Raw genomic sequence first — 26,796 nt, forward strand, 5'->3', positions numbered from 1 at the left:
TAAAAATCTAGAGCATCTATCACTTAATGTTGCGTTTATCTAGGGCATCTGTATAGCGTTTTGCATTTGCTTGATGTTCGGCATAAGTTTTTGCAAAATTATGAGTTCCGCTAAAATCCTCCTTTGCACACATATAAAAGTAGTCGTGGTGCACATAATTAAACACGGCTTTTATGCTAGCCAGTGATGGGACACAAATCGGGCCAGGGGGGAGACCTGCATACTTATAAGTATTATAAGGACTATCTGTTTGCAAAATACTTCCACTGATTCGTTTAAGCAAGAATTGTTTTGTTGCAAATTTAACCGTGGGATCTGCTTGAAGTTTCATTCCTTGGCGAAATCTATTGATATACATTCCTGCAATCATAGGTTTCTCATCGTTGTTAGCAGTTTCTTGTTCAACGATTGAGGCTATAGTGATGACTTGTTGAGGAGTCAGACCTGCTTCGAAGGCTTGTTGTTTGCGTGAAGAAGTCCAAAAGTCGTCACTCTCTTTTTGCATTCTGCTTAGCAAGTTTTTCGGAGTCGTATTCCAATAAATCTCATACGTGTTTGGTAAGAACAAGCAAATGATAGTGGCAGGTGTTTCTCCAAATTCTTCACACACTTCTTTACTCTCAAAAGCTGCTTTGAATTCTTCGGCAGAGGGCTCGAAGTTTTTACCTAAGAATTCAGCCAAATCGTCTGTAGTGCGGAGAATGGGAATAGTGAGCGTTACTGGCCATTGTTTTCCATTCCGCATATTGCGAAGCAAATTAAGCGGCGAGACATTGCTCAATTTATAGCGACCACGATGTACGTGTTGGGGGTAGTTAGAAAGAGAGGCAAGGAAGCGGAATGCTGCATAATGCCCCAGGGCTGCTTCTTTATCCAATTTTGTGTAGATAGAGTCAAGCGTATCGTCCCTATCAATATATAAATAGGTGTCTTTCTTCAAAGTGTAATTGGCAAAAAACATCCAAAACACTAAGAGGGAAAGACCAATGAGAGAACTTAAAAGAATATACAGTTTCTTGTGATTCATTACAAAAAATCCTGATTAGTTGAAGTGACGAGTCCGTGAATACCGCGAACTCGTCACTTTCTTATGAAATCATACTATTTACCAAGCAAAGATGGGGTAGTGAGCCATTGTAGCATTGACTCTTGCCCGTACTTTTGCAATTACCTCTTGATCTTCTGGTGCGTTGAGTACTGTTTCAATCATTTCAGCAATTTCTGCCATAAAGTCTTCTTTTGCTCCACGCGTAGTTATAGCTGGAGTTCCTAAACGGATACCAGAAGTTTGGAATGCAGAACGAGTATCAAACGGAACCATATTCTTATTGACGGTGATATCGGATGCAACAAGTGCATTCTCAGCTACCTTACCAGTGAGATCTGGATATTTGCTACGAAGGTCAACCAGCATGGAATGATTGTCTGTACCACCACTGACAATCTCAAAGCCTCTCTTTGATAGCTCTTTTGCCAATGCTGCTGCATTTAGTTTTACTTGAGTTTGATACGCCTTAAATTCGGGTTGTAGAGCTTCTCCGAAAGCCACAGCCTTAGCAGCAATGACGTGTTCTAGTGGGCCGCCTTGTTGGCCAGGGAATACTGCAGAATTAAGCAGACTTGACATCATGCGAACTTCTCCTTTCTTTGTTGTAAGTCCCCAAGGATTTTCAAAATCTTTTCCCATAAGGATGATACCTCCACGCGGTCCACGCAACGTCTTGTGGGTAGTGGAAGTTACGATATGAGCATATTTCACGGGATTGTCGAGAACCCCTGCCGCGATAAGGCCTGCAGGATGTGCCATATCTATCATAAGAAGTGCTCCTACTTCGTCTGCAATTTTGCGCATACGAGCATAGTCCCATTCGCGGCTATAAGCAGAGCCACCACCAATGATAAGTTTAGGTTTATGCTGGTGTGCCAATTTCTCCATTTCGTCGTAGTCAACGCGGCCTGTTTCTTTGCAGAGATTATAACCCACTGGATGATAAAGAATACCAGAGGTATTTACTGCAGACCCATGGGAAAGATGGCCGCCGTGGTCGAGATTCAATCCGAGGAATGTATCTCCTGGTTTGAGAACTGTGAGCAAAACTGCAGCGTTAGCTTGTGCTCCTGAATGGGGCTGAACATTGGCGTATTCAGCTCCGAAGAGTTTTTTTAGACGTTCAATGGCTATCGTTTCCGTCTTGTCAACAATTTGGCAACCTCCGTAGTAGCGGTGCCCAGGATAACCTTCAGCGTACTTGTTTGTGAGACAAGAGCCCATAGCTCTCATTACTTCGTCACTGACAAAATTTTCAGAGGCAATCAGCTCAATTCCTCTCATCTGACGTAGGTGCTCTTCTTCAATTAAGTTAAAGATTTCGTTGTCTCTAAGCATGTTTTTAGTTATTAAAAGTTAGGTCTTATTTTGATGGTCTTTTATTATATGTATTCTCCTTACGTAAACTTTACATCTTCTACATTGATTTCCTTCTCACAATAGTGGCATTGCAGAATGCCTTTGCTCTGATCTGATGTTGTAAATAGTGTTGGCATCGGTTCATTATTCGTGATGCATTTGGGGTTAGGACATTTTACGATGTTCTTTACAACCTCTGGCAATTCTATCGTCTTTTTCTCCACAACTTCGTAGTTTTTGATAATGCAAAGTGTAAAATTGGGAGAAACGATACTGAGTTGGTTTAGCTCAGCATCAGTAAAGAAGTGGTTTCTTACTTTGATAAGACTCTTATGTCCCATCTTTTTACTATCAAGATTAAAACCAACAATAATGCTAGATTCTGGACATTTCTCTAGATGTAGTATGCGGACAACTTCAAAAAGTTTGTTGTTAGGAATATGGTCAATAACAGTCCCATTATCTAACGCTGCAACCTGTAGTTCCTTTTTCATAGTTAAATATCAAGAATCGTTTTGTCAGACTTAATATCGTTTAATGTTATTCCTTGCACATGGCAGAGTATTGCTTCACGCATATAAAGCCCATTTTTGGCTTGTTGGAAATAGTATGCATGTGGATCGTCATCAATGTCCTGTGAGATTTCATTCACACGAGGGAGTGGATGAAGAATTTTCATATTATCTTTTGCTTTGCAAAGCATCCGACGTTGTAGTATGTAAGTGTCTTTGACTCTCTCATACTCCATGAGATCTGTAAAGCGTTCCTTTTGGACTCTTGTCATATAAAGGATGTCGGCCTTTGAGATGATATCTTCATTAAATTCTTCAGTTTCAGTAAACCGTATGCCATACTTTTGACAGAAGTATTTGTATTCAGCTGGCATCTCTAAACTTTTCGGAGCAATGAAATGAAAAGTGGGATTGAAATGGCGCATAGCCATAATTAGGGAGTGAACTGTACGTCCATATTTTAGGTCGCCCACCAAGAATATATTGAGATTTTCCAGAGAACCTTGTGTTTGTTGAATGGAATAAAGGTCAAGCAATGTTTGAGAGGGATGTTGATGACTCCCATCACCTGCATTTACAATAGGAACAGGAGAAACTTCGCTAGCTCTTAGTGCCGCGCCTTCTAGGTGATGGCGCATCACAATCGTATCGGAGTAGTTGGCCACCATCATAATTGTGTCCTTTAATGTTTCTCCTTTTGTAGAACTCGAAACTTTTGGATCTGAGAATCCTATTACCTTTGCACCAAGTCGGTTGGCCGCAGTCTCAAAAGAGAGCCTAGTGCGTGTGCTAGGTTCGAAAAATAAAGTAGCAACTATTCTTCCATCCAGAATTTTGCGATTAGGATGTTTCTCAAATTCCTTTCCCATCTCTAATAAGTAAGTCAAATCAGACTTTGCGAGATGAGCAATGGATACTAAACTGCTTTTCTGAGTCATGAACATATATATTCAAAATTCTGAGGTCAAAGTTATGTATTCTTTCAGATTGAAACAAGAAAATAAAATATATTCTGCCAATTCCTCATATAAATATATTTGTCATTACTTGATGATGTTATTGAGAGTGTACAACTATTTGTTGATTGCGCCGCAATATGGACAGGTTCCGAGTTGAGAGATTTCTGCCCTGCAGTTGCCACAATGTAGCTTTACATAGTGTTGCTTGCGATACCGCCAAATGGCATATATCCAATAGACTAAGAGTAGAGGAAAACCAATATAAATTTGAACTGAAAGGGTAAATACCAGATACAGGATTATACAGATACAAGCAAGTCCCATAGAATGAACTACCACTTGTTGAAACAATTCATGATGCAGCAAATCTATAACTACTGTGCACCATATAATAAGGAACAACCAAACGCTGGCGATGAAAAGGGCCAAGACGAGCGGGAGTTCTGGTGAGAACGGATTGACTGTGGGGTGGAAATAAAATTCTACCCATGTAATTGGAACAAATTTTTGAATACTTCCGTATAGTGTCGCAGATCCAGAGATTGTTAAGCAGAGCAGCGTAGGATATATGCTTCTAAAAGCTCCGTTCCATCCTCCAGGAGCTAACAATCCTGTTGAATGATAGAAAAGTCTAGAAAAGCTTTGTGGCCTTTTGTTTTTCCATATCATTTGGATTACAACAAGCAAGATGAATAATCCTAAGAGGCTTATAAAGATAAGCGTTCGGCTATTGCTGAAGTTGTTAATAAATTTAGAAATGGGATCGCTAGGAGTGGCTTTGCTTAATAAGGTTTTTTCGCGTACCCATCCTTGTGTAAATTGTTCACTTGCCACTTTCACCCACACGGAATCAACAGAATCTGTTGGAACATATCGAATGTCTGCAACAACGAGATGTTCCTTTGCTTTTATCATGAGATGAGAAATCTCTTGCGCTTCGAAACTTTCTGGTAGTGTCTGAGTAAGTTGAAAAGAGTCTGTTGTCTCTAAGTTGTATCCCTCCCAATAGTGATGAGCTATCATGAAGTTTACAGAATCTACATATTGGGCACCTGTGGAGACCCAATGATCCAACTTATTTGGATGAGAATAGTAACAGCTGGACAATATTGATGCTACTAGGAGAAAGAAAAAAGGGAGAAAAATCTGTCGCATCCGATCTATCTAAATCTAAAAATAAGTATATATTATACCGATGATGGCTTTACATTTTAGGGTTATATTTTTACTGCAACAAAGTAACAGTATTTTATATAACCACCCAAATATCTATCAAGATTTAATGTACTAACTGCTGTATTAAAAGCAGTGTACTTATATATTGCTACTCGGTTGGGCAGTAGATAGGTTCCTAATCAGTGAAACCTATTTAGTAGGTGCTTCAAAAATAGAATAAGCGCGTCGGCTGGCGCAATAAGGATATCAGCTGGCATCCTTATTGTATTTTGCAATGCAATAAGGATATTTATACAGACTTATATTCTTATGATTGAAGGACTTGCATTTCACATTTTGCACAATCGAACTTTAAGCGAAAACGTTTACCGTCAGATGATTGTAAATATAATGGTTCTTTCCACGAAAGGGGCGAACTATACCGCTGAGGGCAATGTCCTAGCGCATATCGGATACAATGTCGACAGGTCATTAATGTGGGCGATTGTGGAGGTTTGAGTTCAAAAGCAGGAGCGATATGATTGACACCATGTTCTGCATAGAATTCTTTAGCAAGGTGGTTGGACACGTTGGCTGTGTAGTCCAACTCTTGTGTGTAATAGGTGGAATCTTTTGCTGTTTGTCTTCGCTGCGGCCGTTGATACTTTATTTGGTGTTCTTCAATTAGCAACTGTTCCATTTCACGTCGCCAAGTTGAGAGAATAGAGGAGGGGATGAAGTATTCTTCCGTATTAAAGCGGAATGTTTTAACTGAGAAAATAGTGTTGCCCCATTTAGATAATTGCTTGATGATATTTTCGCGTTGCGGAGTATTTGCAATTGTCTTTTCTAGGGCAAAATCTTTCGCTATCTTGTGTCCTTGCTCATCTGCAATAGTTATGGAAAATCCTTCTGAGGTTTCGTTGAATGTGATCTCTATTTGAATTTTGCGTTCTGCAGAGTTCTTCTGCAGCATAGCATCAAATTTTATATCGAGATTTCTGAAAATTTTAGCTCCTCGAGGGATGCGTACAGAGCGACCAGGGAAAATTGCACCATTCACAATTTTATTGACACGGAAGCCTTCTAGTTTTCCAAAACTATTCAAGAAGCAAAGTCCATCACCCGCTGCAATGTTTACATCTTCTTCTAGATAGAAAGCATCTCTATTGGATCTTTCGACAGTGCCCACAAATTCTCCTCGCGCTTTAGGAGTTGAAAAATTGTGTACTTTAGAGCGTCCATGAAGAAAGTATTCTGTAAATCCTCGATTGAAGCTTTTACTCAAATTGGGCGTAAAGTTGTAGGTGGAAACACCGCAAGAAGTGCGACAATAATCATTTTGGCGTTTATCAATTACCTTGTCAATTGCCTGACGATAGAATGCAGTCACATTTTTTACATAGTTAAGATCTTTAAGGCGTCCTTCGATTTTGAAAGAAGATATACCTGCATCCATCATTTCTTCGATAGATGCACTTCTGTTCATATCTTGTAAGGACAAAAGGTGCTTATCTTTTTCAATAATACGACCTGTGGCATCAATGAGATCGAAGGACAATCTGCAGAATTGTGCACAACGTCCGCGATTTGCACTTCTTCCAAAGCATGCTTCAGACACGTAGCAGCGTCCTGAATAGCTTACGCATAATGCTCCATGAATAAAGCCCTCAAGCGGAATATTTACTGCGTCATAAAACTTTCTGATTTCATCTATTGACGACTCGCGTGCTAAAACAATCTGAGAGAATCCCATCTTTTCTATGAATAGGGCTTTCTCTACATTTGTCATATCCATTTGTGTTGAGGAATGTAGAGCAATGGGGGGGAGAGCCATCTTTAGCAGTGAGAGATCTTGTACGATCAGGGCATCAACTCCCACTTCGTAAAGCTGTTGAATCATTCTTTCAGCTTCAACTAATTCGTTGTCGTATAAGATCGTGTTGAAAGTTATGTAAACAGCTGCGCCAAATAGGTGCGCAAAGTCACATAAACGCTTTATGTCTTCAATGCTATTTCCTGCGGCAGCGCGAGCACCAAAAGCTGGCGGCCCTATATAAACGGCATCTGCTCCGTGCCGTATGGCTTCAATTCCGATTTCTGCATTTTTAGCAGGGGCAAGTAATTCTATTTTTCGCATCGCATCTATTTCTTTTCTACCACAAAACTTAGTGTTGTTCTTTAAAGAAAAGGATTGCAAAATCAGAAATGCGTGATTTCATGATTTTGCAATCCTTTTAATTTGTTTTAGTGCAATTTATCGGCCACGCTGATAAGTAATTTCGTAATAGCATGGATAAATATTGGTGTAAAGTGCTGCATTAGATTGTCCTTGCGTACTCGGAACAATCAATCGTACTTTAGCAATTTCTGATGTATCAGAAGCCTGACGTCCTAGATTGATGAATTGTAAAGGGACAAGCCAACTAGAAGGCACAGAACTACCATAGAATGTTTTCATAACACCACTTGCAAAAGTACCAGTCAGTGTTCCGTAAGTGTTCTGTGCTATCATGATATCTGGATGACCTTCGTAAGTAAGAACATTATTGGAAGTCTGAATACTATCTGTGGCAATATTGAATTCTGTATAACGACAGATGACCGTTGCGGTCTCTCCCGATTCAAGTTTCTTTCCTGTTCCTTTACGTTCGATTTGCATATATACGCCTGTATTTGCGAAAAGCACATACTCGTTCTTAGAAACATTGGTTGTTGAATCGTTGGCGTAGAATTGGCTTTCTGTGATTGTCTTAATGGGCGGAACATATATTAACGAGTCGCCCGAATCTTTGTCCACTACCAAGGCCCCTGTTTTTAGGAAGGCTTGGATTTGCTTTTTCTCTTTTTCTCGTTTTTCTGCATACGAGTCATTGTCGCTACAAGATTGGAAGACGTTGATCATTGCTATAATTACAAGCAAAATGCCATATATTCTTTGTCTCATATTCAGTTGTTTTGTGTACAAAGGTAGTTTGAAATCATTTAAAAAAGATGGATTTAACGATTTTTTCTATTATATGGAATATAATTCCAAAACAAATCGTTAAATCCAATACTTATTGATTTTGTCTTAGGAATTATTCTCCATCGGGCATAATCAAGCGATAACCTTTGCCGTGAACATTGATGATACGCACGTTCTCATCTTCTTGTAAATGCTTGCGGAGACGTGTGATATACACGTCCATAGAGCGAGCATTGAAATAGTTGTTATCTAACCAGATTGCTTTCAATGCATCATCGCGCAGGAGGACGTCATTAGCATGTGCGCACAAGAGGTTGAGAAGTTCACTTTCTTTTGTTGTCAGATCTTGAATTTTACCACCACGTGAGAGTGTTTGCTTCTTCGTGTCAAATTCATATGAACCAATCTTATAGAAAGAGAGTGCACGGTTCTGTTTGTTGCTGACGCGGCGCATTACGGCTTCAATTCTGAGGCGAAGTTCTTCCATAGAGAAAGGCTTGGTGACATAGTCGTCAGCACCAATCTTAAAACCTGTTTGGATGTCTTCTTTCAGCGTTTTAGCCGTTAAAAAAATGATAGGAATAAATTCGTTGACGGATCTAATTTCTTTAGCAAGTGTAAACCCATCTTTTTTAGGCATCATAACATCTAAAATGCACAGATCGAATTTTTCAGCCATAAAGGTCTTGTAGCCTTCTTCTCCGTCCACTGCTAGTTCTGTGTCAAAGCCTTTAGCTTGTAGATACTCGCGGAGCAGCGGTCCAAGATTTTCTTCGTCTTCGCAGAGGAGAATTCTGATTCTGTTTTTCTCGTCCATAATTTTTTATTTTTTGTGCTTGCCTAAATTAGGCCGGCGGGTTTATATTTTATTGATTTATGATTTCTTGATGATAGGGAGGCTTATTATAAATTTGGTTCCTCTCCCGTAGTCACTTTCTGCGTGGATATTCCCTTTATGATAGTCTATCACTTTTTTTACATAAGCCAGTCCTAGGCCAAATCCTTTAACATCGTGTCGATTGCCTGTATGTGAACGATAGAACTTCTCAAAAATTTTCTTTAAATCTTCTTTTTTTACCCCGATTCCATTGTCTTGAATACTTATATAAATCTTGTCTCCTTTATTATACGATTGTATCGTTAATTCAATCTTTCTGTCTGCAGATTTGTATTTGATTGCGTTGTCAAGCAAATTAAAGATAACATTTGTCATGTGCATCTGGTCTACAAAAGCAATGGTATCTGCTGCATCTAAATGGGCACTGAGATTACCTCCATTAGTTTCTACTTTCAGTCGGAATGTATCTGTTACATCCTTCAAGAGGTTATTGAGGTCAACTTCCTTTCGCTTGAATGTACCTCCTTTTTCGTCGAACATTGACATTTGAAGAACCTTCTCGACTTGAAAGCGCAGACGCTTTGTTTCATCATTGATAATGCCTGAGAGATGCTTTAACATATCTTCGCCCTTTGTGACTGATGGGTCTTGGAGCATTTGTGCAGCAAGGGAGATAGTTGAAATAGGCGTCTTGAATTCATGCGTCATATTGTTTATGAAATCATTCTTAATTTCTGTCAGCTTCTTCTGTCGGAAGATGGTGTAGATTGTAAATACAAACATACATAGCAATACTAACGTGAAGAGAATGGCTGGAATGATGAAGCGCACACTCAGAAATATGTATTTCTGCATATTGGGGAAGTGCACATATAGAACTCCCATCTTTGGCCGTGGGTCGTGTTCAAAGAGCTCTTGCCGAAAACTGTTATCAGAGCCTTGCGGGTCATAGTCGGAGCATTGCACAATCGTGTCCCCGTTGGCATTAAGAATCACATAATGGTATGTGAAATCGTCACTTAGTCGAAGGCCATTATTGATAAAAGCTTGTTTTAACTTTGAATCAATATTTACTACACGTCTGGCTAGAGGTTGGTCGCTAGATTTATATAATGCAGCATAGGCCACCTCGTCAAGCAAGCCTTTTTTATACAAGTATGCTTCGCGAATTTTTACTTTAAATTCGTTGGTTGAGCTATCGTTGAAATTTTCTGGAAGAAAAGCCTTTGGAATACCTGAGGACGTGTGGAAATTAGCAAATTTCTTCTCTACATCATCAAGCGATTGTGTGTGGGCAGAATCTTTGGGAACTTCACTTTGTTTTCGGAGTCTTTCCTGCGTCTCATCGATTTCGATATCACGTGCTGCTTGTGCCATAGAGCGAGTGACAACAGCCTCAATTTGTTCGCGGCGTATGTCTATAACCTCCTGCATATACCGTGTTTGAAGATAAAGAAGGGAAAGGAATGAAATTCCCATAACAGAGGCAATAGCCCAAATGGTAGACTTCTTCATGTAGTATCTGAACTTCTATGTATCGCAAAAATACAGAAAGAAGTTTTTGACTGCTAAAAAACTGCAGAGAAAATAGTAATTTATGAATAATTTTAAGAAATCCACAAGTTGATTGGTTGACAAAAACGCAACTAAGTAGGCGTGATAGAAGTAAACTTTAATATAATAATCTAATTATTGAATTTTGAGAATCTATTTTGAGGTGTTCGGGAAGATACTAATTTAATCTTCTCCTTTCAAAATAACTCCTTTGCTGTGGCGGCCGTCCATTTTGATTGTTAAAGGTGCAGACAAATGGACATGGCGTACTAAAGATGTTTCAAGTTGGGCGGGATGTTGGTTGAGCCATGCTTCATCAAAAGAGCCGTCTCCAATGGAAGGAGTGATGGTGAAATATCCAATACCTAGGCTCGTGAGATTTTGGAAGAAGTGTGTGCCTTGGGAGGGATCGACTCGATAGGTGGGAAGGCCGCACTCAACAATGACTCTGGATGCACTGATTTGTGAAAATTGTACGGGAATACCCAACCAAGGGTCAGAAGATCCCCAGCGTCCCGGACCAATGAGAACGTATTCTTTAGCATCAGCAGCTAAGCGTTCGTTGATTTCTGCAATTTGTTGTGCTGTTTCTTTGTTTTTTGCTGCATCAAAATTGGCTGATGGAACATAAACGATGTCTTGTACGTCTGAAACAATACCATTTCCTAGGACATTCTCAGAATACAACAATAGGGCTTCGTCGTCCTTTATGACTATGTCTTCTCCAACGTCTTCTCGATTATCTACAATGGGGCGAATTTGGAGAAGATAGAAATGTGCCATTTCGTAATTAGAGACATCAAGAGCAAATTCTATTTCTACGTGTCGGCCCATCTCGTTGCGCCCAATGTTGAGCAGGCTTTCTATGGTCTTGGCAATAGGAAAAGGAGAATAGTGGAGTAATCTGTCGAAGGTTATGAGACGACGTCCTGTTTTTTGAGCTCCAGGAATAATTCGGTGGTCATTGAAATTATAAGTTGACGCTACTTGTTGCAGGCTCACATTATCTTGTGCGTCAGTAACATTGAGGTTGAGCAGATTGAAAGCTTCACTGGTACTGAATTCTGGAGCTAGATTCTCCAAGTCGAGCGCAAAGAAATGAGTTTGCGTTTCTTTTAGTGCCAATTCAGGTGTAGATAGTTGAAGTATATGGTTTGTGTGTTTGGGGGAAAAGCGAAGTGTTTGCCCACCATCGACAATATACTTCCCTAAGCCAAAGGCAATGTTTGCAATGCCATCTTCTGCTTGCTCACGTCCGAGAGGATAGAAGTTGAGAGAGCGAGCCACACCACTCATTGTAGGGTAGAAGAGCTTATTGTTCTTTGTACCAACTACTTCTTGGATGACAATGGCCATCTTTTCTTGGTCTATGAGATTCTGAGTAGCTGTGAGGTAGCTTTTACTAGCACGATAGAAAACACTTGCATACACAGCCTTAATAGCTCCTCTCAAGAGCCGCATCATTTCTTTTCTATTCTCGGTATGCGGTATCATGTATGTGGAGTAGATGCCAGCAAAGGGCTGGTAGTGGGAGTCTTCCAATAACGAAGAAGATCTAACAGCTATGGGGCCATGTACAACATCTAGTAAAGAGAGCAAGTCCTCCAATACTTGGTTGGGTAGTGTAGCCTGCTCAAAAGCAGCTAGTATTTCCTCATCGTTGGCATTGCTTAGTGCAAGAGAGTAGAGTTTGTTTTCTTCCATAAACGCATCGAAAATGTCCGTACAAACAACAACGGTCTTAGGAATGTTTACGGTAAATGTTTGTGTGGACAATCGAGGATAGCGATGCACCATTGCCGACATAAATGCTAGACCGCGTCCTTTACCGCCCAATGAGCCATGACCAATACGTGCAAAGGAAGCATATTCGTCGAAGCGATCTTTTTGGAAAATAGCAACCACTCCTTCGTTCTTCATGTGTCGGTATTCTACAATCAAATCGAAGATAAGCTGGCGGGCTTCATCCATATGTGTGTATTCCTCCACATCTATGTGTTTTAGTACCACTGCTGGCGGGAACATAGCACGGCTAAAGAAGAAGCGGCTAAAATGGTTGTGGCTTAGATGGTAGCGTAGAGATTTCTCAGGAATTTTCCAGATATAAAGTTGCAAATCATGGAGTGATTTGATGCGATGTATGGGCTGCTGCGTGTCTGGGTCTATAATAATAAAATCACCAAAGCCAAAATGTTTTGTTATCTCAGAGCGGAGGTCTTGAGGGTAGCTTTTAGAGTTTTTACTGATAAAGGAAGCCCCGAGTTTGTGAGCATATTGTATGTTGCTATCCTCACTCGATTCTAATATCAATGGTATGTGGCGATCTTGATTCTTTATGTATTCACCAAGGTGTGCTCCTGCAATAGGATCTTTCTTCCCATTGCGCATAAAGCTCATGTCAGAGATAACTCCGAGAATGTTGTCGTTGAATTTTTCCAAAAGTTCTTTTGCCTCTTCGTATGAGCGCGCTAATAGAATCTTAGGTCTACCGCGCATTCTCATGGTCTTTAGCTGGTCGTTAAGAGCTTCTTTAGAGAATTCCAAACTCTGCTCGAGCACAAAATGATAGAGCAGTGGGAGAGCTGACGAATAGAATCGCACACTGTCTTCTACAAGAAGAATGTTCTGCACGGAAGCCTCACGCGTATCATGTTCTGCGTTCCATTTATCCTCTATGAGTTTGATAATGGCAAGAAGGAGATCCGCATTTCCCAGCCACGAGAAGACATAGTCGACCGTTGAGAGGTCTTCTTTGGCCATTCTCCGTGTCACCTCTTTTGAGAAAGGAGTTAGCACAGCAATGGTAATATCGGGATACTGCCGCTTAATGTCTTTTGCCGAGGCGAAAGTATCCCGGTTGTCCATATTCGGCATGACAATGACGAGTTCGAAATGTCGATCGGCTAACTCTATGAGAGCTTCCTCTTCAGACGTTACTTGTGTGAAGCGAGGTGGGTAGCGTAAGCCCAAAGAGTTGTACTCATTGAATATTTGTTCGTCCACGCGTCCATCATCTTCCAGCATAAAAGCATCATATTTTGTTGCTATCAGAAGGACGTTGTAGATACGTTTGTGCATGAGCTCTGCAAAGGGAGTATCATGAAATACAACTTCTTTTAGATTGGGTATCATTCTGAATTGAGACGTTGTTAGGTTGAACAATATGTTTTGAATTGTTGCTTGCGCTGTTTTAGGGATATATAGCCGAATGTATTTCTTCAGCTTCACAGAAGCGTAAGAGCAGTTTTTCTGTGTAGACCATCGTTTCTGTAAGATGTTTTACATCTCCATCAAAACCATTGATGATGATGAGAATCTTCTCTGTTGTTGGCTCACACTGCGTTCGCACACTATCACTCGTTGGTGTAGCAAAGCTTCCTATTTCATCTCGCCAAACAGGCAAGTGGGCAATGTTGAGCGGTCCCCGGCCAATGCCCTCATAGTCTTCGCCCTCACGACCAATGCTAAAGGTGATAGTATTCCCTTTGATGTGGGCAGCATCAAGTACTGCGACACTGTAGCCGCTCTGAAGCGAAATAAGGTTGCCAAGGTCAACCAACATACTGATGGAATAGAGTTCTTTACCTTGTAACACTCTTCGGGCCAATTGTTCGCACGATGGACGATATCTGCTAGGATCTTTTCCTGCTGCTTTATAGGCAGCTCGTGTTGCAGCAATGCTGGAACGCTCTTTGATGAAATCTGTCGTGAAGTTCTCTTGAAGCCAAGATGAGCAAGATCTTATTTCCTCTAAGAGCTGGGAGGATGTGGCTTGATTGCTTGCAATTGCTTCAATAATTCCAACGCGATAATTGTTTGCAATGCTTGAAATCTCTGGGCTTATAATGGGGAGTATCATATGTCTTCTTTTATGGATTGTCCGCAAAGACGATAGAAGTCGCAGTATTTGCAGCTATCTTTAGAGGGGGTTGCAATGAATGGAACAGATGCGTCTAAGAGGTCTTCAATGAGATGTTTTAGATTCTCTTTAAAGTCCTTAAAGACTTGATCTTGAATATTTTTGTCATTACCCTCTCCAATGATTATTCTCGGGTCATAATCTTCTTGTGTGGAGAAGTGCGGATAGAAGAGAGCAGCGGAATACTGATCCACTTCCGTGATTTTCTCCTTCACCGATAAGGCGTAAAGCAATGTTTGGAACAGATATCCGGGGTGTGCTTTGCCGTCTGTATTGAAGAGATCCTCCACATCTTTTGCGACTTGCTTCTTTGAGCCTGTTTTGTAATCGACAATTCTTACTGTGGGATTCTCCTTGGGAAGGGTAGCAATATCAAGGCGGTCTACGAAACCTCCGATAGCAAACTCGCGTTTCACTCCATTGACCATCACCTCGATCTTTGTCCCATGGGGTTCTTCGAGTGTCAAGATTTTTAGAAACTCAAATTTACTGTCAAACTTGAGGAGATTGTGCAAATAGGTGAGCACAATTTCTGTTACGAGCGCATTGGGCAATAATCCTTCTTTTTTATATGCCTGAAAGATGAATTGACGGAGTTTTATCTCCTTTGATGGGGAGAGCCAAGATTCTAAATCCGACTTTGAAATAATAGGAGTATTGTATTTGTTTTTTTCCTTATTGTATCCGCAAATTTCCTTATAGAGCAGCTCGGCAGAAGTATGAAAAATATTACCAAAACTATTGGCTTTTATCTCGTCGGGAGCAGGAATTCTTAGTTTTTTTACCTTTTGGTAATAGAACTTGAGAGGACATTCGATATAAGCGTTCAAGGAAGAAGGGGAGAGCATTCTGCGTTCTCCGTTTCTTCCCAATGGATTGAGGATATCAAAGAGATTGTCGGGCTTTTGAATAGGATCTTCGCTTAATGCCTCTCTTTGGGGAATATCCACCAACGTTTCGTGGTGGATATTATCGTAGATTTTAGAAACTACTATCTGTTGGAGAAAACGTGAAGGCTCGGCAGTGGCAATGTCTGTTGTAGAATTGTAGAGTATGCGCACTTTGCTAGGTCTCTGAAGGAGGCGATAGAAATAGTATGCATATACGGCATTTTTCTTCTCCGAGCAAGTCAGATTGAATGCTTTGCGCAGAGTGTAAGGAATGAAGGAGTTTTCTGATTCAAGCTTCGGAATTTTTCCTTCATTGGCCGATAGTAGAAGGACGTTGTCAAAGTCGAGATTACGTGACTCTAAAAGTCCCATTACCTGGATGCCATCAATAGGATCGCCATGGAAAGGAATAGAGAGCTTGCTTAAAACCTGTTTGATGAGGCGGTGGAGCGTGAAGGTTGTGACTTGTAGCGTCTTATTACAAAGTAAAGCAATGAAGCGTTCAAGCGTAGTGTGAACTTTGTAATAGGCTTCTGTATAAAGAAGTGAGATAAATTGATGCTTGGTACTATCCTCTGTGTTCTCTTGATTATTGTTTTGCAATGAATTACGTGCTGCTCGTTCAATAATAAATTGAATGAGCTGAAGCAGGTGTTCGTGCGAACGTTTACGTTGTGAATGTTCAGCAGTACTTAGGAGTTGGTCGATGAGGGTATAGACAGGCGTATGCGTCAGTTGGAAACCTTTGGTGATATTCACCTTTAGTTCTGCTGTATCTGTCCCGTCTTTAGTCTCACTAACAATTGCTGGGAGTGCATGAAGGACAGGTTCAGTTAATTCTTCATTGCAGAGGATGATAGCTGTGCGAGGCTGATTCTGTAAGTCGAGATGCCCGCGTGAGAGTTGTAGCCAATCGGCAAGAGAAAAGGCTTGCACATTTTCGCCTGGTGCTTGTACGATTTCAAATTCTTCCTTCGGTTGGGATAGGTTGTTGAAATGTTCTGCTGGTAACTCATTGGGGAATTCACGAAGATCTTCTCTAATGAAAATACCTGCTTCGTATTCATTGTGTTCGGATACGTAGAAATTATCATAGTCCCAATAGAAGCGTGCTTTTTGTTGTTGATTAAGCCATGTCAGTAATTCGTGTTCTACATAATCGAGGACATTGAGACCTACAAAAACATATTGTTTCACTTCTTTAGGGCATATGAGCGTACCCTGCTTAAGGTTTTTCACTACGTCCCGATAGAGTGCTCCTTCATAGGCTTCACCTTTAGCCGAAAGTTCATCGTTGAGTGCTTTATAGATATCATATAAATGGTCCCAAAGTTCAAAAAAATTGTCGTGAATACCTGAGTCTCCTTTAATGTGCTTATGAAAGAAAGCATATAATTCAGCGCGTTGCTCAGGCGTGATATAGCCATCGTCCTCTAGCTTTTTTAGATCGCTGATATTGCAAAAAACTTTCTGTACGTCATGCTCTAGCGAGAGGTTCTTGTCAATGTCATCAAAGTCGGCCAAGAGGCGTTCCCCCCAACTATAAAAATGATCTAGGCTTTCTTTTGAATGTGTTTGGCTCACATATATATTGTATAGGCGACAAACAACTTCAATATCGTCGGCTAGAGTTTTATGGGAAAACGATTTGAAAAGCTCACTGATAGTCATATATTGTGGCGCCCAAATAGCATTCCCTTTGAGTAGACTTTCTAGGTGGCGATTAAAAAATAAGCTAGCACGCTTGTTTGGGAAGACTAAAACAAGTTGTGATAAATCATTAGAATACTGTGCTTTAGATATTATATCTTGAGCAACTAGTTCAAGGAAGTATTTCATTAGATTTTGTTTTAATAGAATGAGAGAAGTGTGGGAGCTACAATTCTACGGGAATAGTCAAACCTTTGTCTACATACCAAAGATAGCCTTTTACTTGTGGACGAATTTCCTTTAGTAGTTTCATGTATCCTTGCACCTGTAGGATGTGTTTTTTTTCTTCCTTTTGAGCGAACTTGAAGTCTATAATAATAGTTTCATTGCCCCTTGTCATGATTCTGTCTGCGCGATGTTCAGCATTGCCACTCTTAAGAAGTGTTGTTTCTGTAAATACGTTCCACGATCCATCGAACCATTCTGGATGCGCGGACAAATACTCCGTGAATTGGTTTTGAAGCTTTTCTATTTCACCTTCAGAAATAATGCCGAGTTGGGATAAGTGCTTGATAGACTTTGGCATATCTTCGGCAACTTTTATATTTTGCATGATTCTATGGAAAATCTTTCCACGATCCATTATCTTAAATTTGGAGGTGTCTTCTCCCTGTAGTTCAGTCATAAACTCTAGAGAGTCATTTGATTGACGGAAGGATAGGCGGGCAGGGAAGGTCTTAAAGAAAATGCTTTTCTCTTCGGGCGTATAAACAAAAGGGTTGTCGCTCTTCTCTACTTTTTGTGTTGCCTTCATTTTGGGAACTTCGGGGGTTCCTATTTCATAGATAGATAGGGACTCTATTTGCTCGTGCGTTAAGGGGGCTTCTTCATTTTGAAGCTCTATTGAATCTGTGTCATATAAGGCTTTGAGTGTGGAAGCTAGCAAGAGTCCCATATCATCGTTTGTTTTTTTGCCTTTTGTATTAGCCCATAGAAAAAGATTGTACCTCGGTCTAGTGAAAGCAACATAGGCCAAATTGAGATTATCAACGTGGCGTTGGTTCATTTCTTCTTCGTATTGTGTTTTGAATTTTGAATTTTTAGCTTGAGAGCTTGGAGTAATGGGGATATGTGGCATATTCTCTTTTCTGATAAAGGGATTATCCCACCAAAGAAAGGAGCGGTGGTCGCTGTTTGTTGTACCTAATTCCCAAGTGCAATCTGGAATAAAGACAGAATGGAATTCAAGCCCCTTCGATTTATGAATTGTCAGAATTCTAACTGCATCCACTTTAGATGAAGGGATGGATTTACTCTGAAGTGCATTCTCCCATTTTCGTAAGAAGCTGTTGATGGTATGGGGATTAGTGCTGATATAATCTAATGTTTGATCAAGGAATGAAAGGAGGTAGGTGGACCCCTCTTTAAGTTTATCAAGTTGGAATATCTCTATGAGGCGAAGTATAAGCTCATAGAGAGGCATCTTTCTTAAGTAGTCAATGTCAGAAGAGAAGTCTTTGGGGAGGTCTTCTAGCTTGTTGCTGTGCGATGGTTCAGCCTGAAGAATATACTCCTCATAGGCCTTTATAACAAAGTATATAGCGGCTGTATCTTCCTCATTGTCCAAGATACGCAGAAGATGAATGATGAGCTGTACGCCTAAGGAGCTACCGAGTGCAAAGGCTTCGTCAGAAACAAACTCGATATCAGTGATGTTTTCTATAATCTTTGCTGCATCGTTTCTCTTTCTAATGAGAATGCACATGTCCTTCCAAGCAACGCCTGCTTGGTGGAGTTTGTGCATTTGAGCCGAAAGAGAGAATTCTTCATCAGAGAATGCTGGAGTTTCTTTTTCTTCTGAAATACACGCATATACATATCCACCTTTTCCTTTTTTCGGTATTTGGTGAGTAGTCTCTTTTGTGTAAATTTCTCTTAGGAGGGTGGTGTTAGACTCTTCATCGAGCTGCTTTGCTGCTTCAATAAAGAATTTATTGTTGAAGTGTACGATATTACTCTTACTTCTGTAATTGTCATTCAGCGTTTCTGTTTTTATCTCTCCTAGTAAAGCTAGTTTGGGGTCTTTACTCATATTCATAAGTAGTCTCCAATCTCCGCCATTCCAACGGTATATGCTTTGCTTAATATCTCCTACAATTAAGTTGGTATTTCCTTCTGACATGGAATTAAGAAGCAAATGGCAAATATTGTTCCATTGCGTTTTAGCGGTATCTTGGAATTCATCGATCAAGATGTGCTTATATAAGTTTCCTGTTTTCTCAAAGATAAAAGGAGCATCTTGGTCGTCAATAAAGGTATGGAATAGGAGTTTCGTCTTTGTTAGCAAGAAACGATTGTGCTCTTGATTGACAATATCAAGCTTTTTCTCTATGGCATTTAATAGGCGTAGAGGACTTAGGTTTTTCAACATAAGAGCAATTGTACTAGATAGCTCCTCATATTCCTTTCGAGCTTTTTCTAATTCATTTAGTTGCTCAATAAAGTTTGTTTCTAATGAGCATAGTTCAGCATTGTCTTGAGCTTTCTTCAATAAAAGTCTTGCATCGCCATTTAGAATTTTTTCCATGCCCTCTTTCGGTGCTTTAGGCATATTCTTAAAATATGGCTTTATGCTACGTGAGTTGCTATGTTCTTCAAGAGAGGCTTCAAATTCATCTTTAATTTGCTGCAGAGTATTATTGAACTGCTCGCCTATGTCTCTAAGGATTTTTCGCAGACTCTTGATGAAATCATTCATCTTTGCATTGTCAGCAATAAAAGCCTTCTCTGTGTCGGGGAGTAGCTGATAGTCCTCCAATAAGAGGTTTTTATAGGAAAACTTCTTTATTTCTTCTGCTATGTTCCAGTTCTGTGCGTCTGCATTACGCTGGTTGATATAATTTTTTAGCCAGCCAAGTTCTGAAGGCTCAGGATCGCGCAGTAGTAAGTCTACAGCTTCTTCTATTGCCTCGTTGTTGTTGATATCCACCTTCAAATTAGCTGGTAGGTTGAGTTCTCGAGCTAACGAAGAAAGCAGTTTTTGGAAGAAGGAGTCAATAGTAATTACATGGAACTGGTTATAGTCGTGTAAGATGTCTATAAGTGCTTTTCGTGTAAAGGCTGCAATTTGTTGGTCTGATACGCTAACAGAGAACGAAGTAAGTTTTTCCTTTACTTTTTCGAGGAAGGCATCATCCTGCTGTTGAGAGAGCGCATACAGATATTGCAGTATGCGTTCTTTCATTTCTGCTGTTGCTTTGTTTGTAAAGGTTATAGCCAAGATGCGACGATGGGCATTGATAGCGTAAGAAGGGATATGGTAGGCTCCAATAGTTGCATGAAGTTCAGCTACCAAGTCGGCTACATATTCTGCTGCCAATGTAAATGTCTTTCCAGAGCCAGCAGAGGCATTATTCACTGTTAGATACATAACACAAGTCTTTTATGCGAATTTAGCTGTTTTTTTCTTTTTACCTAAAAAAAGCAGTAATTTAGACGAAAATTTTATCCATGTCAGGACTATATATACACGTTCCTTTTTGCAGTAAGCGTTGCATTTATTGTGACTTCTATTCCACTACTTTAGGAAGGGATTTGCGCCAGCAGTACACGGATGCGCTTTGTCGGGAATTGAAACTCTATCGTGGTGAGGAGCTTTCTACTATCTACTTGGGTGGTGGCACTCCCTCGCAGTTAACGTTCCTGCAATTATCGCAGATTTTTGAAACGATCCATCATAACTTCTCTCTCGTGCCTGATGCTGAAATAACGATGGAGACTAATCCCGATGATGTCACGCAGGAGTTTATCGTAGAGCTTGCCCGTTTGGGCGTGAATCGCATTAGTTTGGGGATTCAGACATTCAATGATGAGCGTTTGAAATTCTTAAATAGGCGCCATACAGCCCAAGAGGCTATTCAGGCCGTTGAGCGGATTGATAGCGTGGGGATAAAGAATATCAGTGTTGATCTTATCTATGGGCTTCCTAATGAGACGCTGGAGGAATGGAGAGGGAATGTACAATTGGCTTTGTCGCTCCCCATTACGCACCTTTCGAGCTATTGCTTGATGATAGAGGAGGGTACTGCACTCTTCAAACTCTGGGAGAAAGGGCAGGTAAAAGAGGTGGAGGAAGAGATGGAACTCTCGATGTTTCAAACCTTGATAGAAATGACCGAACGTGAAGGTTTTGAGCACTACGAGATTTCTAATTTTGCGCGTGCGGGCTTTCATTCCCAACACAATTCTAGGTATTGGCAAGGCTTGCCGTACATTGGCAGTGGACCAGGGGCACATGGTTTTGATGGGCGTACACGTCGCAGCAATAACGCCGATTTGCGGGCTTATATTGCTGCACCTGGACTTCCCCCTCATTCGGTTGAAAACTTAACGGAGGAGGAGCGCTTTGAGGAACTTGTCTTCACGCGTATGCGGATGATGCAAGGGCTCAACCTGCAGGAGGTGCCTTCTGATAAGCGTCAGCAGCTTCTGCTACGGGCTAAGCCGTTTATAGATAAGGGTAATTTGGAATGTGTCAATAATCATTTACGCCTCACGCGTTCTGGGATTTTTATCTCCGACTATATTTTCTCCAACCTTATATAATAACACAGCACATGGGTTTTATACAACCTCGTCGGAGGTATGTCCCATGTGCTGTGTTGTGTTTATGGATCTACTAACTTATTGTTTCAAGAAGTCGACGATTTCTTTATAAATATGTTCGGGCGTAAAACCTAATTTCTCATCGAGCACTTTGTACGGAGCACTAAAGCCAAAGCTGCTCAGTCCGTGAATGCGACCTTCTGGGCCTACAAGACCTTCCATTGTGACGGGCAAGCCTGCTGTCAAAGCAAATGTCTTCACATTCTTGGGGAGCAGTTCTTCTTGATATTCTTTAGATTGCTGACGGAAGAGGCCTTCACTGGGGCAGCTCACTACGCGGGCTTTGATGCCCTCTTTTTGGAGCAGCTGCTGAGTGTCACACAAGGTGCCAACTTCTGAACCGCTAGCCACAAGGACAACGTCGGGATTGGCTTCTTTGATGGCTTCAAAGGCGCCTTTCTGAGCTTGTGTGTAGTCGGTTCCTGCTGGAAGGTCGCGCACATCTTGGCGACTAAAGATGAGAGCCGTAGGCGTGTCTGTATTTTCCATTGCCATCTTCCAGCACTGCGTGTTTTCTTGATTATCGCAAGGGCGCAGAACGCGCACGCTGTCTTTGCCGTGATGGTTGTTCAGTTTCTCCATCAGGCGGATCTGTGCTTCCTGCTCCACAGGTTCGTGAGTGGGACCATCTTCGCCCACGCGGAAGGCATCGTGCGACCAAATGAACTTCACTGGGATTTCCATTAAGGCAGCCATGCGTATGGCGGGCTTCATATAGTCGGAGAAAACGAAGAATGTGCCCATTGCTGTGATGATACCGCCATGGAGCATCATACCGATGCAGATACAAGCCATCGACAATTCGCTAACGCCTGCTTGGAAGAAGCCTCCAGCAAAGTTGGTGCGGGAGATTTCCGTGGTGTGTGCCAAGAAGCCGTCAGTTTTGTCGGAATTGCACAAGTCGGCAGAACTAACGATCATATTGGGGACGTGTTCGGAGAGCATTGCGAGGATGGTCTTCGAACCATTGCGCGTTGCCGAGTTGGCTTTGTGCTCTATTTCGTCCCATGGCAACTGAGGAAGGCGGTTGGCAAACCAGTCGGCTTGCAACTGTGCTTTAGCTGGATTCTCTGTTGCCCATGCCTGTTCTTCTGCGCGCAGGTTGCGTACCTCTTTGCGCAGTTCTTCGAGGCGTTCGGCATACATTTTTTCCACTGCTGGTCTCACCTGGAAGGGGGTTTCAACATCAGCAGATAGATTCTTGAGTGTCTGTAGATAGTTGTCGCCACCAAGGGGAGCACCATGAGTTTGGCAGCATTTTTCGTAGCTACTGCCATCGGCTTTTCTCGCACCTTTTCCCATCACCGTATGACCAATGATGAGGGTGGGGCGTTGGTTTTCTTTGTTGGCTTGGGTCAGGGCTTCGCGAATCTGTACGGGGGCGTTGCCGTCAATCTCAATAACGTTCCAGTTCCACGCTTGATATTTCAAAGCTGTGTCTTCGCTAATGACATCGCTCGTAGGAGTGGATAGCTGAATGTCGTTGGAGTCGTAGAACATGATGAGGTTATCCAAGCCCAAGTGACCTGCAATGCGTCCTGCACCCTGTGAGATTTCCTCTTGGATACCGCCGTCGGAGATGAAAGCATAGATCTTTTCACGCTTGAAACCTGGGTTGCCTGTGCGCGCATAGAGGGCTTTAGCTGCAATGGCTGCACCCACGGCATAAGTGTGACCTTGTCCCAATGGGCCGCTGGTGTTTTCGATGCCGCGTTCTACACAGCGTTCGGGGTGACCTGCTGTGGGAGAGTCCCACTGGCGGAATTGCTTGAGCTCGTCCATCGTGAAGCGGCCGCAAAGCATCAGCTGAGCATAGAGCATCGGCGACATGTGGCCAGGGTCAAGGAAGAAACGATCGCGACATTCCCAAGAGGGGCAATCGGGGTCGAACTTGAGGAATTCTGAATACAGAACATTGATGAAGTCAGCACCACCCATGGCACCTCCAGGGTGTCCTGATTTTGCTTTCTCTACCATGGCTGCAACAAGCACGCGGATGTTGTCAGCTGCTTCTGTAAGAAGTTGAGATGTATGTTCCATTTTCGCTATTAGGTGTTTGTTTATAGATGTGAGCAAAGTTACAACTTTTTACTCATTTTTCCTCACTTTTCCTGCTATTTCTAAGGTGTCGCTGCTACTTATTTTTTCACATCTTCCTCGTCGGTCGCTTTTTCGCGTGCCTGATGAGGCGTTTCCTCGTGGGCTAAATCTTCGGTGATAGTAACTTTCAGCTCGCCTTCTCCCACATCGAAGCGAATGGTGCGAGCGGCCTGATTCTCGGTGCTTTCGAGGAGCAAATCACATAGGCGATCTTCCACATTTGTTCGTATGGCGCGTTTCAGTGAGCGGACTCCATATTGTGCATCAAAGCCTTTCTCCACCACGTAGTCCATTGCGGCTGTGGACAGATCGAGATGAAGGTTCATGGGGGCTATTCGCTTGTTTAAGAGGTCTAATTCTATCTTGGCAATCTTCTGTGCATCAGTCTTTTCTAACTGCTTAAACATAATGATGTCGTCCAGACGATTGAGGAATTCTGGTAAAAATTGGCGTTGCAGGGCTTTCTTTACAATTGTTTCTGCATATTGGTGATTGTTTTTGCCCACTTCGCCCGCATGGAAGCCGATGCCTTGTCCAAATTCGCGGATTTGGCGCGTGCCAGTGTTAGAGGTCATGATGATGATCGTATTGCGAAAGTCCACCGTTACACCGTTGCCGTCGGTCATGCGCCCTTCGTCCATCACTTGCAGAAGTGTGTTGAAGACGTCGGAGTGTGCTTTTTCGATTTCATCAAGAAGAATCACCGAATATGGGTGGCGGCGCACTTTCTCTGTCAGTTGTCCGCCTTCTTCGTAGCCCACATATCCCGGAGGAGCGCCAACGAGTCGGCTGGTGGAATATTTCTCGCCATATTCACTCATATCAATGCGAATGAGCGAATCCTTGCGGCCAAACATCTGTTCGGCTAAGCATTTCACCAGATAGGTCTTACCAACGCCTGTAGGGCCCACAAAGAGGAATGTTCCCACGGGGCGGTCGTGCCCCCTCAAGCCCATGCGGTTGCGCGTGATGGCGCGCACGAGCTTCTCTATGGCGGTGTCCTGTGCCACTACGCGACTGTTCAGTTCGTCTTTCATACCTTTCAGGCGCGTTGCTTCGCTTTGTGCCACGCGCTGTACGGGCACTCCGCTAATGTCGCTCACCACGTTGGCAATATCGTCCTCTGTGATGGTCTGACGATATGTTTTTTGCTCTGCAAGCCACTGGCGATTGCGTTTGTTCAGCTGTGTTTGGAGTTGTACGGACTCATCGCGATAGCGGGCAGCACGTTCGTAGTCCTGCGCCTTAGCGGCTTTATCTTTCTGTTGCTTCAATTCGGCTATTTTCTGCTCCATAGCAACGATGTCTGCCGGCACATTGAGTTCAAGTAGGTGTTTCCGACTTCCGGCCTCGTCAAGGGCATCAATGGCTTTGTCGGGGAGTGAGCGGTCGGTGATGTAGCGTTCCGTTAGGTGCACACACGCTGTTAGGGCCTCCGTGGTGTAGGTCACATTGTGGTGCTCCTCGTAGCGGTCTTTTATGTTGTTGAGGATTTGCAGGGTCTCTTCGGCGGAGGTGGGTTCGAGGAGTACTGATTGGAAGCGACGGGCTAGAGCTCCGTCCTTCTCGATGATTTTGCGATACTCATTGGTGGTGGTGGCGCCGATACATTGCACTTCTCCGCGCGCTAAGGTGGGTTTTAGGATGTTGGCGGCGTCCAAACTGCCTGGGGCTGAACCAGCACCGATAATGGTGTGGATCTCGTCGATAAAGAGCACTATTTTGGGATGGGCGTTGAGCTCTTTTATCAAGCGACGGAGGCGTTCTTCAAACTGTCCGCGGAATTGTGTGCCGGCCACAATCGAGGCCATATCGAGGGCTATGATGCGTTTGTCCTGAAGCAGGCGAGGCACTTTGTGGGAGGCGATGAGTTGCGACAGGCCTTCCACGATGGCACTCTTGCCCACACCGGGTTCGCCGATGATAATGGGGTTGTTCTTCTTTCTACGCGACAGAATCTGTGCCACACGCAAGATTTCCTTCTCGCGGCCCACAACGGGATCTAACGCGCACTGAGCGGCTTTCTCCGTGAGGTCGGTTCCGAAATTATCGATAATCGGGGTAGGCGAGTTACTGCCATCGCTGGGCGTTTGCGTTGCATTGGCAAACTTATGCGAACGCTCTTCGCCGTCCATGGGCGGACGGGGTGGTTCGTCGTCGGAGAATCCGAACGAGCCTTCTATCTGGGGAGATTGGGGGAGGTTTTCTGTCACGATGGAATAGGTTATGTTGTATGTATTAAGAAGACTGCGCGCTGCGTTGCTCGAGTCGTGAAGGATGGCAAGGAGCAGGTGTAGTTCGTTGGCCATCTCTTCACCATAGCGACGCGCTTCGAGGAGCGTTAGCCGCAACAAACGGCGACTCTCAAGGCTCAGAATGAGCTCGTCGGGGGGTGGGAGGGTGGACTTTTGCAGCGCGTCCAAACGGGCTGTGATTTGCTGTTTCAGCTCTTCTATAGGGCACGATAGCGACTGCAACACTTGCATGGCTTGGTTTATCTCATCGTGGAGCAAACCGAGCAGCAGGCAGTCGGTGGAGATGTCGCTCAATGCTTTCTCCTTCATAGCCTTGCGGCAGAAGGTGAGCACCTGGGTGAGTTCTGGTGAAAGTTTGTATGTCATAATATTATTTTCGTCTTATGTGATTAAATAAGTATAGCAAGCTTTATGCCGTTTTGTTCTTTATCCTTATTTGTCATTGCAGTTTCTGTATCTCTTCTGCTTTTATCGTTTTACTTTTGCGCTTTCTATTACTAAATATTGTTCCTTAAACAATTTGCTAATATCTGATATTCAGTAAATTAACATGCATGTTCTTTTGATAAATCTACAAGATTTATTATCTTTATGGCAAGAAACTTGCAGATTTTTATGATCAAAAAGCCCCATAATACACCTTCATTATTCAACAGCTTGTCGGACATACTGGATCAATCACATCCTCTCTGCAAATTGGCAACAAAATAGATTGGGAGAAATTCGATACGGCTTTCCTTCCTTTATATTGTCAGAACAATGGTCGTCCGAGTAAGCCGATTCGTTTAATGTATGATTTGTTGATTCTCAAGCACCTTCGCAATCTCTCAACCCCAATTCGGGATAAGCAGTACTTCTTTTTCCTCAAAAAAAGTTTTAATAAAAACCTAAAAAGAGGATTGTTTTTTGTATATTTACTATTGA

Annotated in this window: 16 protein-coding genes and 1 pseudogene; 2 read left to right on the top strand and 15 right to left on the bottom strand. The window is 42.4% G+C overall.

The genetic code is table 11. The features are described 5' to 3' along the window. Nucleotides 1-19 precede the first annotated feature (19 nt). The 13 genes from mltG to FHS60_RS09575 form a co-directional block, all read right to left on the bottom strand. Entirely contained in the window at nucleotides 20-1,027 is a 1,008-nt protein-coding gene (mltG, locus tag FHS60_RS09515; RefSeq protein ID WP_009346493.1) for an endolytic transglycosylase MltG, read from the bottom strand. Between the two features lie 78 nt (nucleotides 1,028-1,105). After that, nucleotides 1,106-2,386, bottom strand: coding sequence for a serine hydroxymethyltransferase (gene glyA / locus FHS60_RS09520; protein WP_183697953.1), 1,281 nt, complete (start codon nucleotides 2,384-2,386; stop codon nucleotides 1,106-1,108). 59 nt (nucleotides 2,387-2,445) lie between these two features. After that, nucleotides 2,446-2,901, bottom strand: coding sequence for an aspartate carbamoyltransferase regulatory subunit (gene pyrI / locus FHS60_RS09525; RefSeq protein ID WP_009346495.1), 456 nt, complete (start codon nucleotides 2,899-2,901; stop codon nucleotides 2,446-2,448). A gap of 2 nt (nucleotides 2,902-2,903) precedes the next feature. Continuing rightward, a complete protein-coding gene (gene pyrB, locus FHS60_RS09530; protein WP_183697955.1) occupies nucleotides 2,904-3,857 on the bottom strand; it encodes an aspartate carbamoyltransferase in 954 nt (317 codons plus the stop codon). Between the two features lie 135 nt (nucleotides 3,858-3,992). Beyond that, nucleotides 3,993-4,901: a zinc ribbon domain-containing protein gene (locus tag FHS60_RS09535; RefSeq protein WP_183697957.1), complete on the bottom strand. Its 909-nt coding sequence runs from the start codon at nucleotides 4,899-4,901 to the stop codon at nucleotides 3,993-3,995. Between the two features lie 460 nt (nucleotides 4,902-5,361). Then, nucleotides 5,362-7,182 (bottom strand): U32 family peptidase, encoded by a 1,821-nt coding sequence (locus FHS60_RS09540; RefSeq protein WP_183697976.1) that lies wholly within the window; start codon nucleotides 7,180-7,182, stop codon nucleotides 5,362-5,364. Between the two features lie 108 nt (nucleotides 7,183-7,290). After that, nucleotides 7,291-7,980 carry a BamK family beta-barrel-assembly machinery protein gene (locus FHS60_RS09545; RefSeq protein WP_183697959.1) on the bottom strand — a complete coding sequence of 230 codons (690 nt, stop codon included), beginning with the start codon at nucleotides 7,978-7,980 and terminating at the stop codon, nucleotides 7,291-7,293. A 133-nt stretch (nucleotides 7,981-8,113) separates the two neighbouring features. Further along, entirely contained in the window at nucleotides 8,114-8,818 is a 705-nt protein-coding gene (gene rprY / locus FHS60_RS09550) for a response regulator transcription factor RprY (RefSeq protein WP_009346500.1), read from the bottom strand. Between the two features lie 57 nt (nucleotides 8,819-8,875). After that, nucleotides 8,876-10,354: a sensor histidine kinase gene (locus FHS60_RS09555; protein ID WP_183697961.1), complete on the bottom strand. Its 1,479-nt coding sequence runs from the start codon at nucleotides 10,352-10,354 to the stop codon at nucleotides 8,876-8,878. A gap of 222 nt (nucleotides 10,355-10,576) precedes the next feature. Continuing rightward, nucleotides 10,577-13,525 (bottom strand): PEP/pyruvate-binding domain-containing protein, encoded by a 2,949-nt coding sequence (locus FHS60_RS09560; RefSeq protein WP_183697963.1) that lies wholly within the window; start codon nucleotides 13,523-13,525, stop codon nucleotides 10,577-10,579. Between the two features lie 58 nt (nucleotides 13,526-13,583). Beyond that, the gene (locus FHS60_RS09565; RefSeq protein ID WP_183697965.1) at nucleotides 13,584-14,252 is read right to left on the bottom strand and encodes a B3/B4 domain-containing protein; all 669 of its coding nucleotides are present in this window, start codon (nucleotides 14,250-14,252) and stop codon (nucleotides 13,584-13,586) included. Next, a complete protein-coding gene (locus FHS60_RS09570) occupies nucleotides 14,249-17,041 on the bottom strand; it encodes a PD-(D/E)XK nuclease family protein (protein WP_221189668.1) in 2,793 nt (930 codons plus the stop codon). Before FHS60_RS09570 ends, FHS60_RS09565 begins: the two co-directional genes overlap by 4 nt. Nucleotides 17,042-17,078: 37 nt before the next feature. Continuing rightward, nucleotides 17,079-20,282, bottom strand: coding sequence for a UvrD-helicase domain-containing protein (locus FHS60_RS09575; protein WP_183697969.1), 3,204 nt, complete (start codon nucleotides 20,280-20,282; stop codon nucleotides 17,079-17,081). An 80-nt stretch (nucleotides 20,283-20,362) separates the two neighbouring features. Between FHS60_RS09575 and hemW the strand changes: the two genes are divergently transcribed. Beyond that, on the top strand, nucleotides 20,363-21,457 hold the full coding sequence (hemW, locus tag FHS60_RS09580; RefSeq protein WP_183697971.1) for a radical SAM family heme chaperone HemW: 1,095 nt from the start codon (nucleotides 20,363-20,365) through the stop codon (nucleotides 21,455-21,457). A 78-nt stretch (nucleotides 21,458-21,535) separates the two neighbouring features. Here the strand turns inward: hemW and FHS60_RS09585 are convergent, their stop codons facing one another. Both FHS60_RS09585 and FHS60_RS09590 read right to left on the bottom strand, forming a co-directional pair. After that, nucleotides 21,536-23,557, bottom strand: a complete 2,022-nt coding sequence (locus FHS60_RS09585; protein ID WP_009346508.1) for a transketolase family protein — start codon at nucleotides 23,555-23,557, stop codon at nucleotides 21,536-21,538. Between the two features lie 98 nt (nucleotides 23,558-23,655). Next, the gene (locus FHS60_RS09590) at nucleotides 23,656-26,238 is read right to left on the bottom strand and encodes an ATP-dependent Clp protease ATP-binding subunit (RefSeq protein ID WP_183697974.1); all 2,583 of its coding nucleotides are present in this window, start codon (nucleotides 26,236-26,238) and stop codon (nucleotides 23,656-23,658) included. Nucleotides 26,239-26,487: 249 nt separating this feature from the next. Here FHS60_RS09590 and FHS60_RS09595 point away from each other — a divergent pair. Further along, nucleotides 26,488-26,702, top strand: a pseudogene (locus tag FHS60_RS09595) (transposase); the annotation flags it as partial. Between the last annotated feature and the right edge of the window lie 94 nt (nucleotides 26,703-26,796).

The sequence above is a fragment of the Alloprevotella rava genome (assembly GCF_014195585.1).
Lineage (GTDB): Bacteria > Bacteroidota > Bacteroidia > Bacteroidales > Bacteroidaceae > Alloprevotella > Alloprevotella rava.

Excerpts from the sequence above, each read along its gene's own strand:
- mltG (WP_009346493.1), bottom strand. The coding sequence starts at position 1,027 with ATGAATCACAAGAAACTGTATATTCTTTTAAGTTCTCTCATTGGTCTT.
- glyA (WP_183697953.1), bottom strand. The coding sequence starts at position 2,386 with ATGCTTAGAGACAACGAAATCTTTAACTTAATTGAAGAAGAGCACCTA.
- pyrI (WP_009346495.1), bottom strand. The coding sequence starts at position 2,901 with ATGAAAAAGGAACTACAGGTTGCAGCGTTAGATAATGGGACTGTTATT.
- pyrB (WP_183697955.1), bottom strand. The coding sequence starts at position 3,857 with ATGACTCAGAAAAGCAGTTTAGTATCCATTGCTCATCTCGCAAAGTCT.
- FHS60_RS09535 (WP_183697957.1), bottom strand. The coding sequence starts at position 4,901 with ATGATAGCTCATCACTATTGGGAGGGATACAACTTAGAGACAACAGAC.
- FHS60_RS09545 (WP_183697959.1), bottom strand. The coding sequence starts at position 7,980 with ATGAGACAAAGAATATATGGCATTTTGCTTGTAATTATAGCAATGATC.
- rprY (WP_009346500.1), bottom strand. The coding sequence starts at position 8,818 with ATGGACGAGAAAAACAGAATCAGAATTCTCCTCTGCGAAGACGAAGAA.
- FHS60_RS09555 (WP_183697961.1), bottom strand. The coding sequence starts at position 10,354 with ATGAAGAAGTCTACCATTTGGGCTATTGCCTCTGTTATGGGAATTTCA.
- FHS60_RS09560 (WP_183697963.1), bottom strand. The coding sequence starts at position 13,525 with ATGATACCCAATCTAAAAGAAGTTGTATTTCATGATACTCCCTTTGCA.
- FHS60_RS09565 (WP_183697965.1), bottom strand. The coding sequence starts at position 14,252 with ATGATACTCCCCATTATAAGCCCAGAGATTTCAAGCATTGCAAACAAT.
- FHS60_RS09570 (WP_221189668.1), bottom strand. The coding sequence starts at position 17,041 with ATGAAATACTTCCTTGAACTAGTTGCTCAAGATATAATATCTAAAGCA.
- FHS60_RS09575 (WP_183697969.1), bottom strand. The coding sequence starts at position 20,282 with ATGTATCTAACAGTGAATAATGCCTCTGCTGGCTCTGGAAAGACATTT.
- hemW (WP_183697971.1), top strand. The coding sequence starts at position 20,363 with ATGTCAGGACTATATATACACGTTCCTTTTTGCAGTAAGCGTTGCATT.
- FHS60_RS09585 (WP_009346508.1), bottom strand. The coding sequence starts at position 23,557 with ATGGAACATACATCTCAACTTCTTACAGAAGCAGCTGACAACATCCGC.
- FHS60_RS09590 (WP_183697974.1), bottom strand. The coding sequence starts at position 26,238 with ATGACATACAAACTTTCACCAGAACTCACCCAGGTGCTCACCTTCTGC.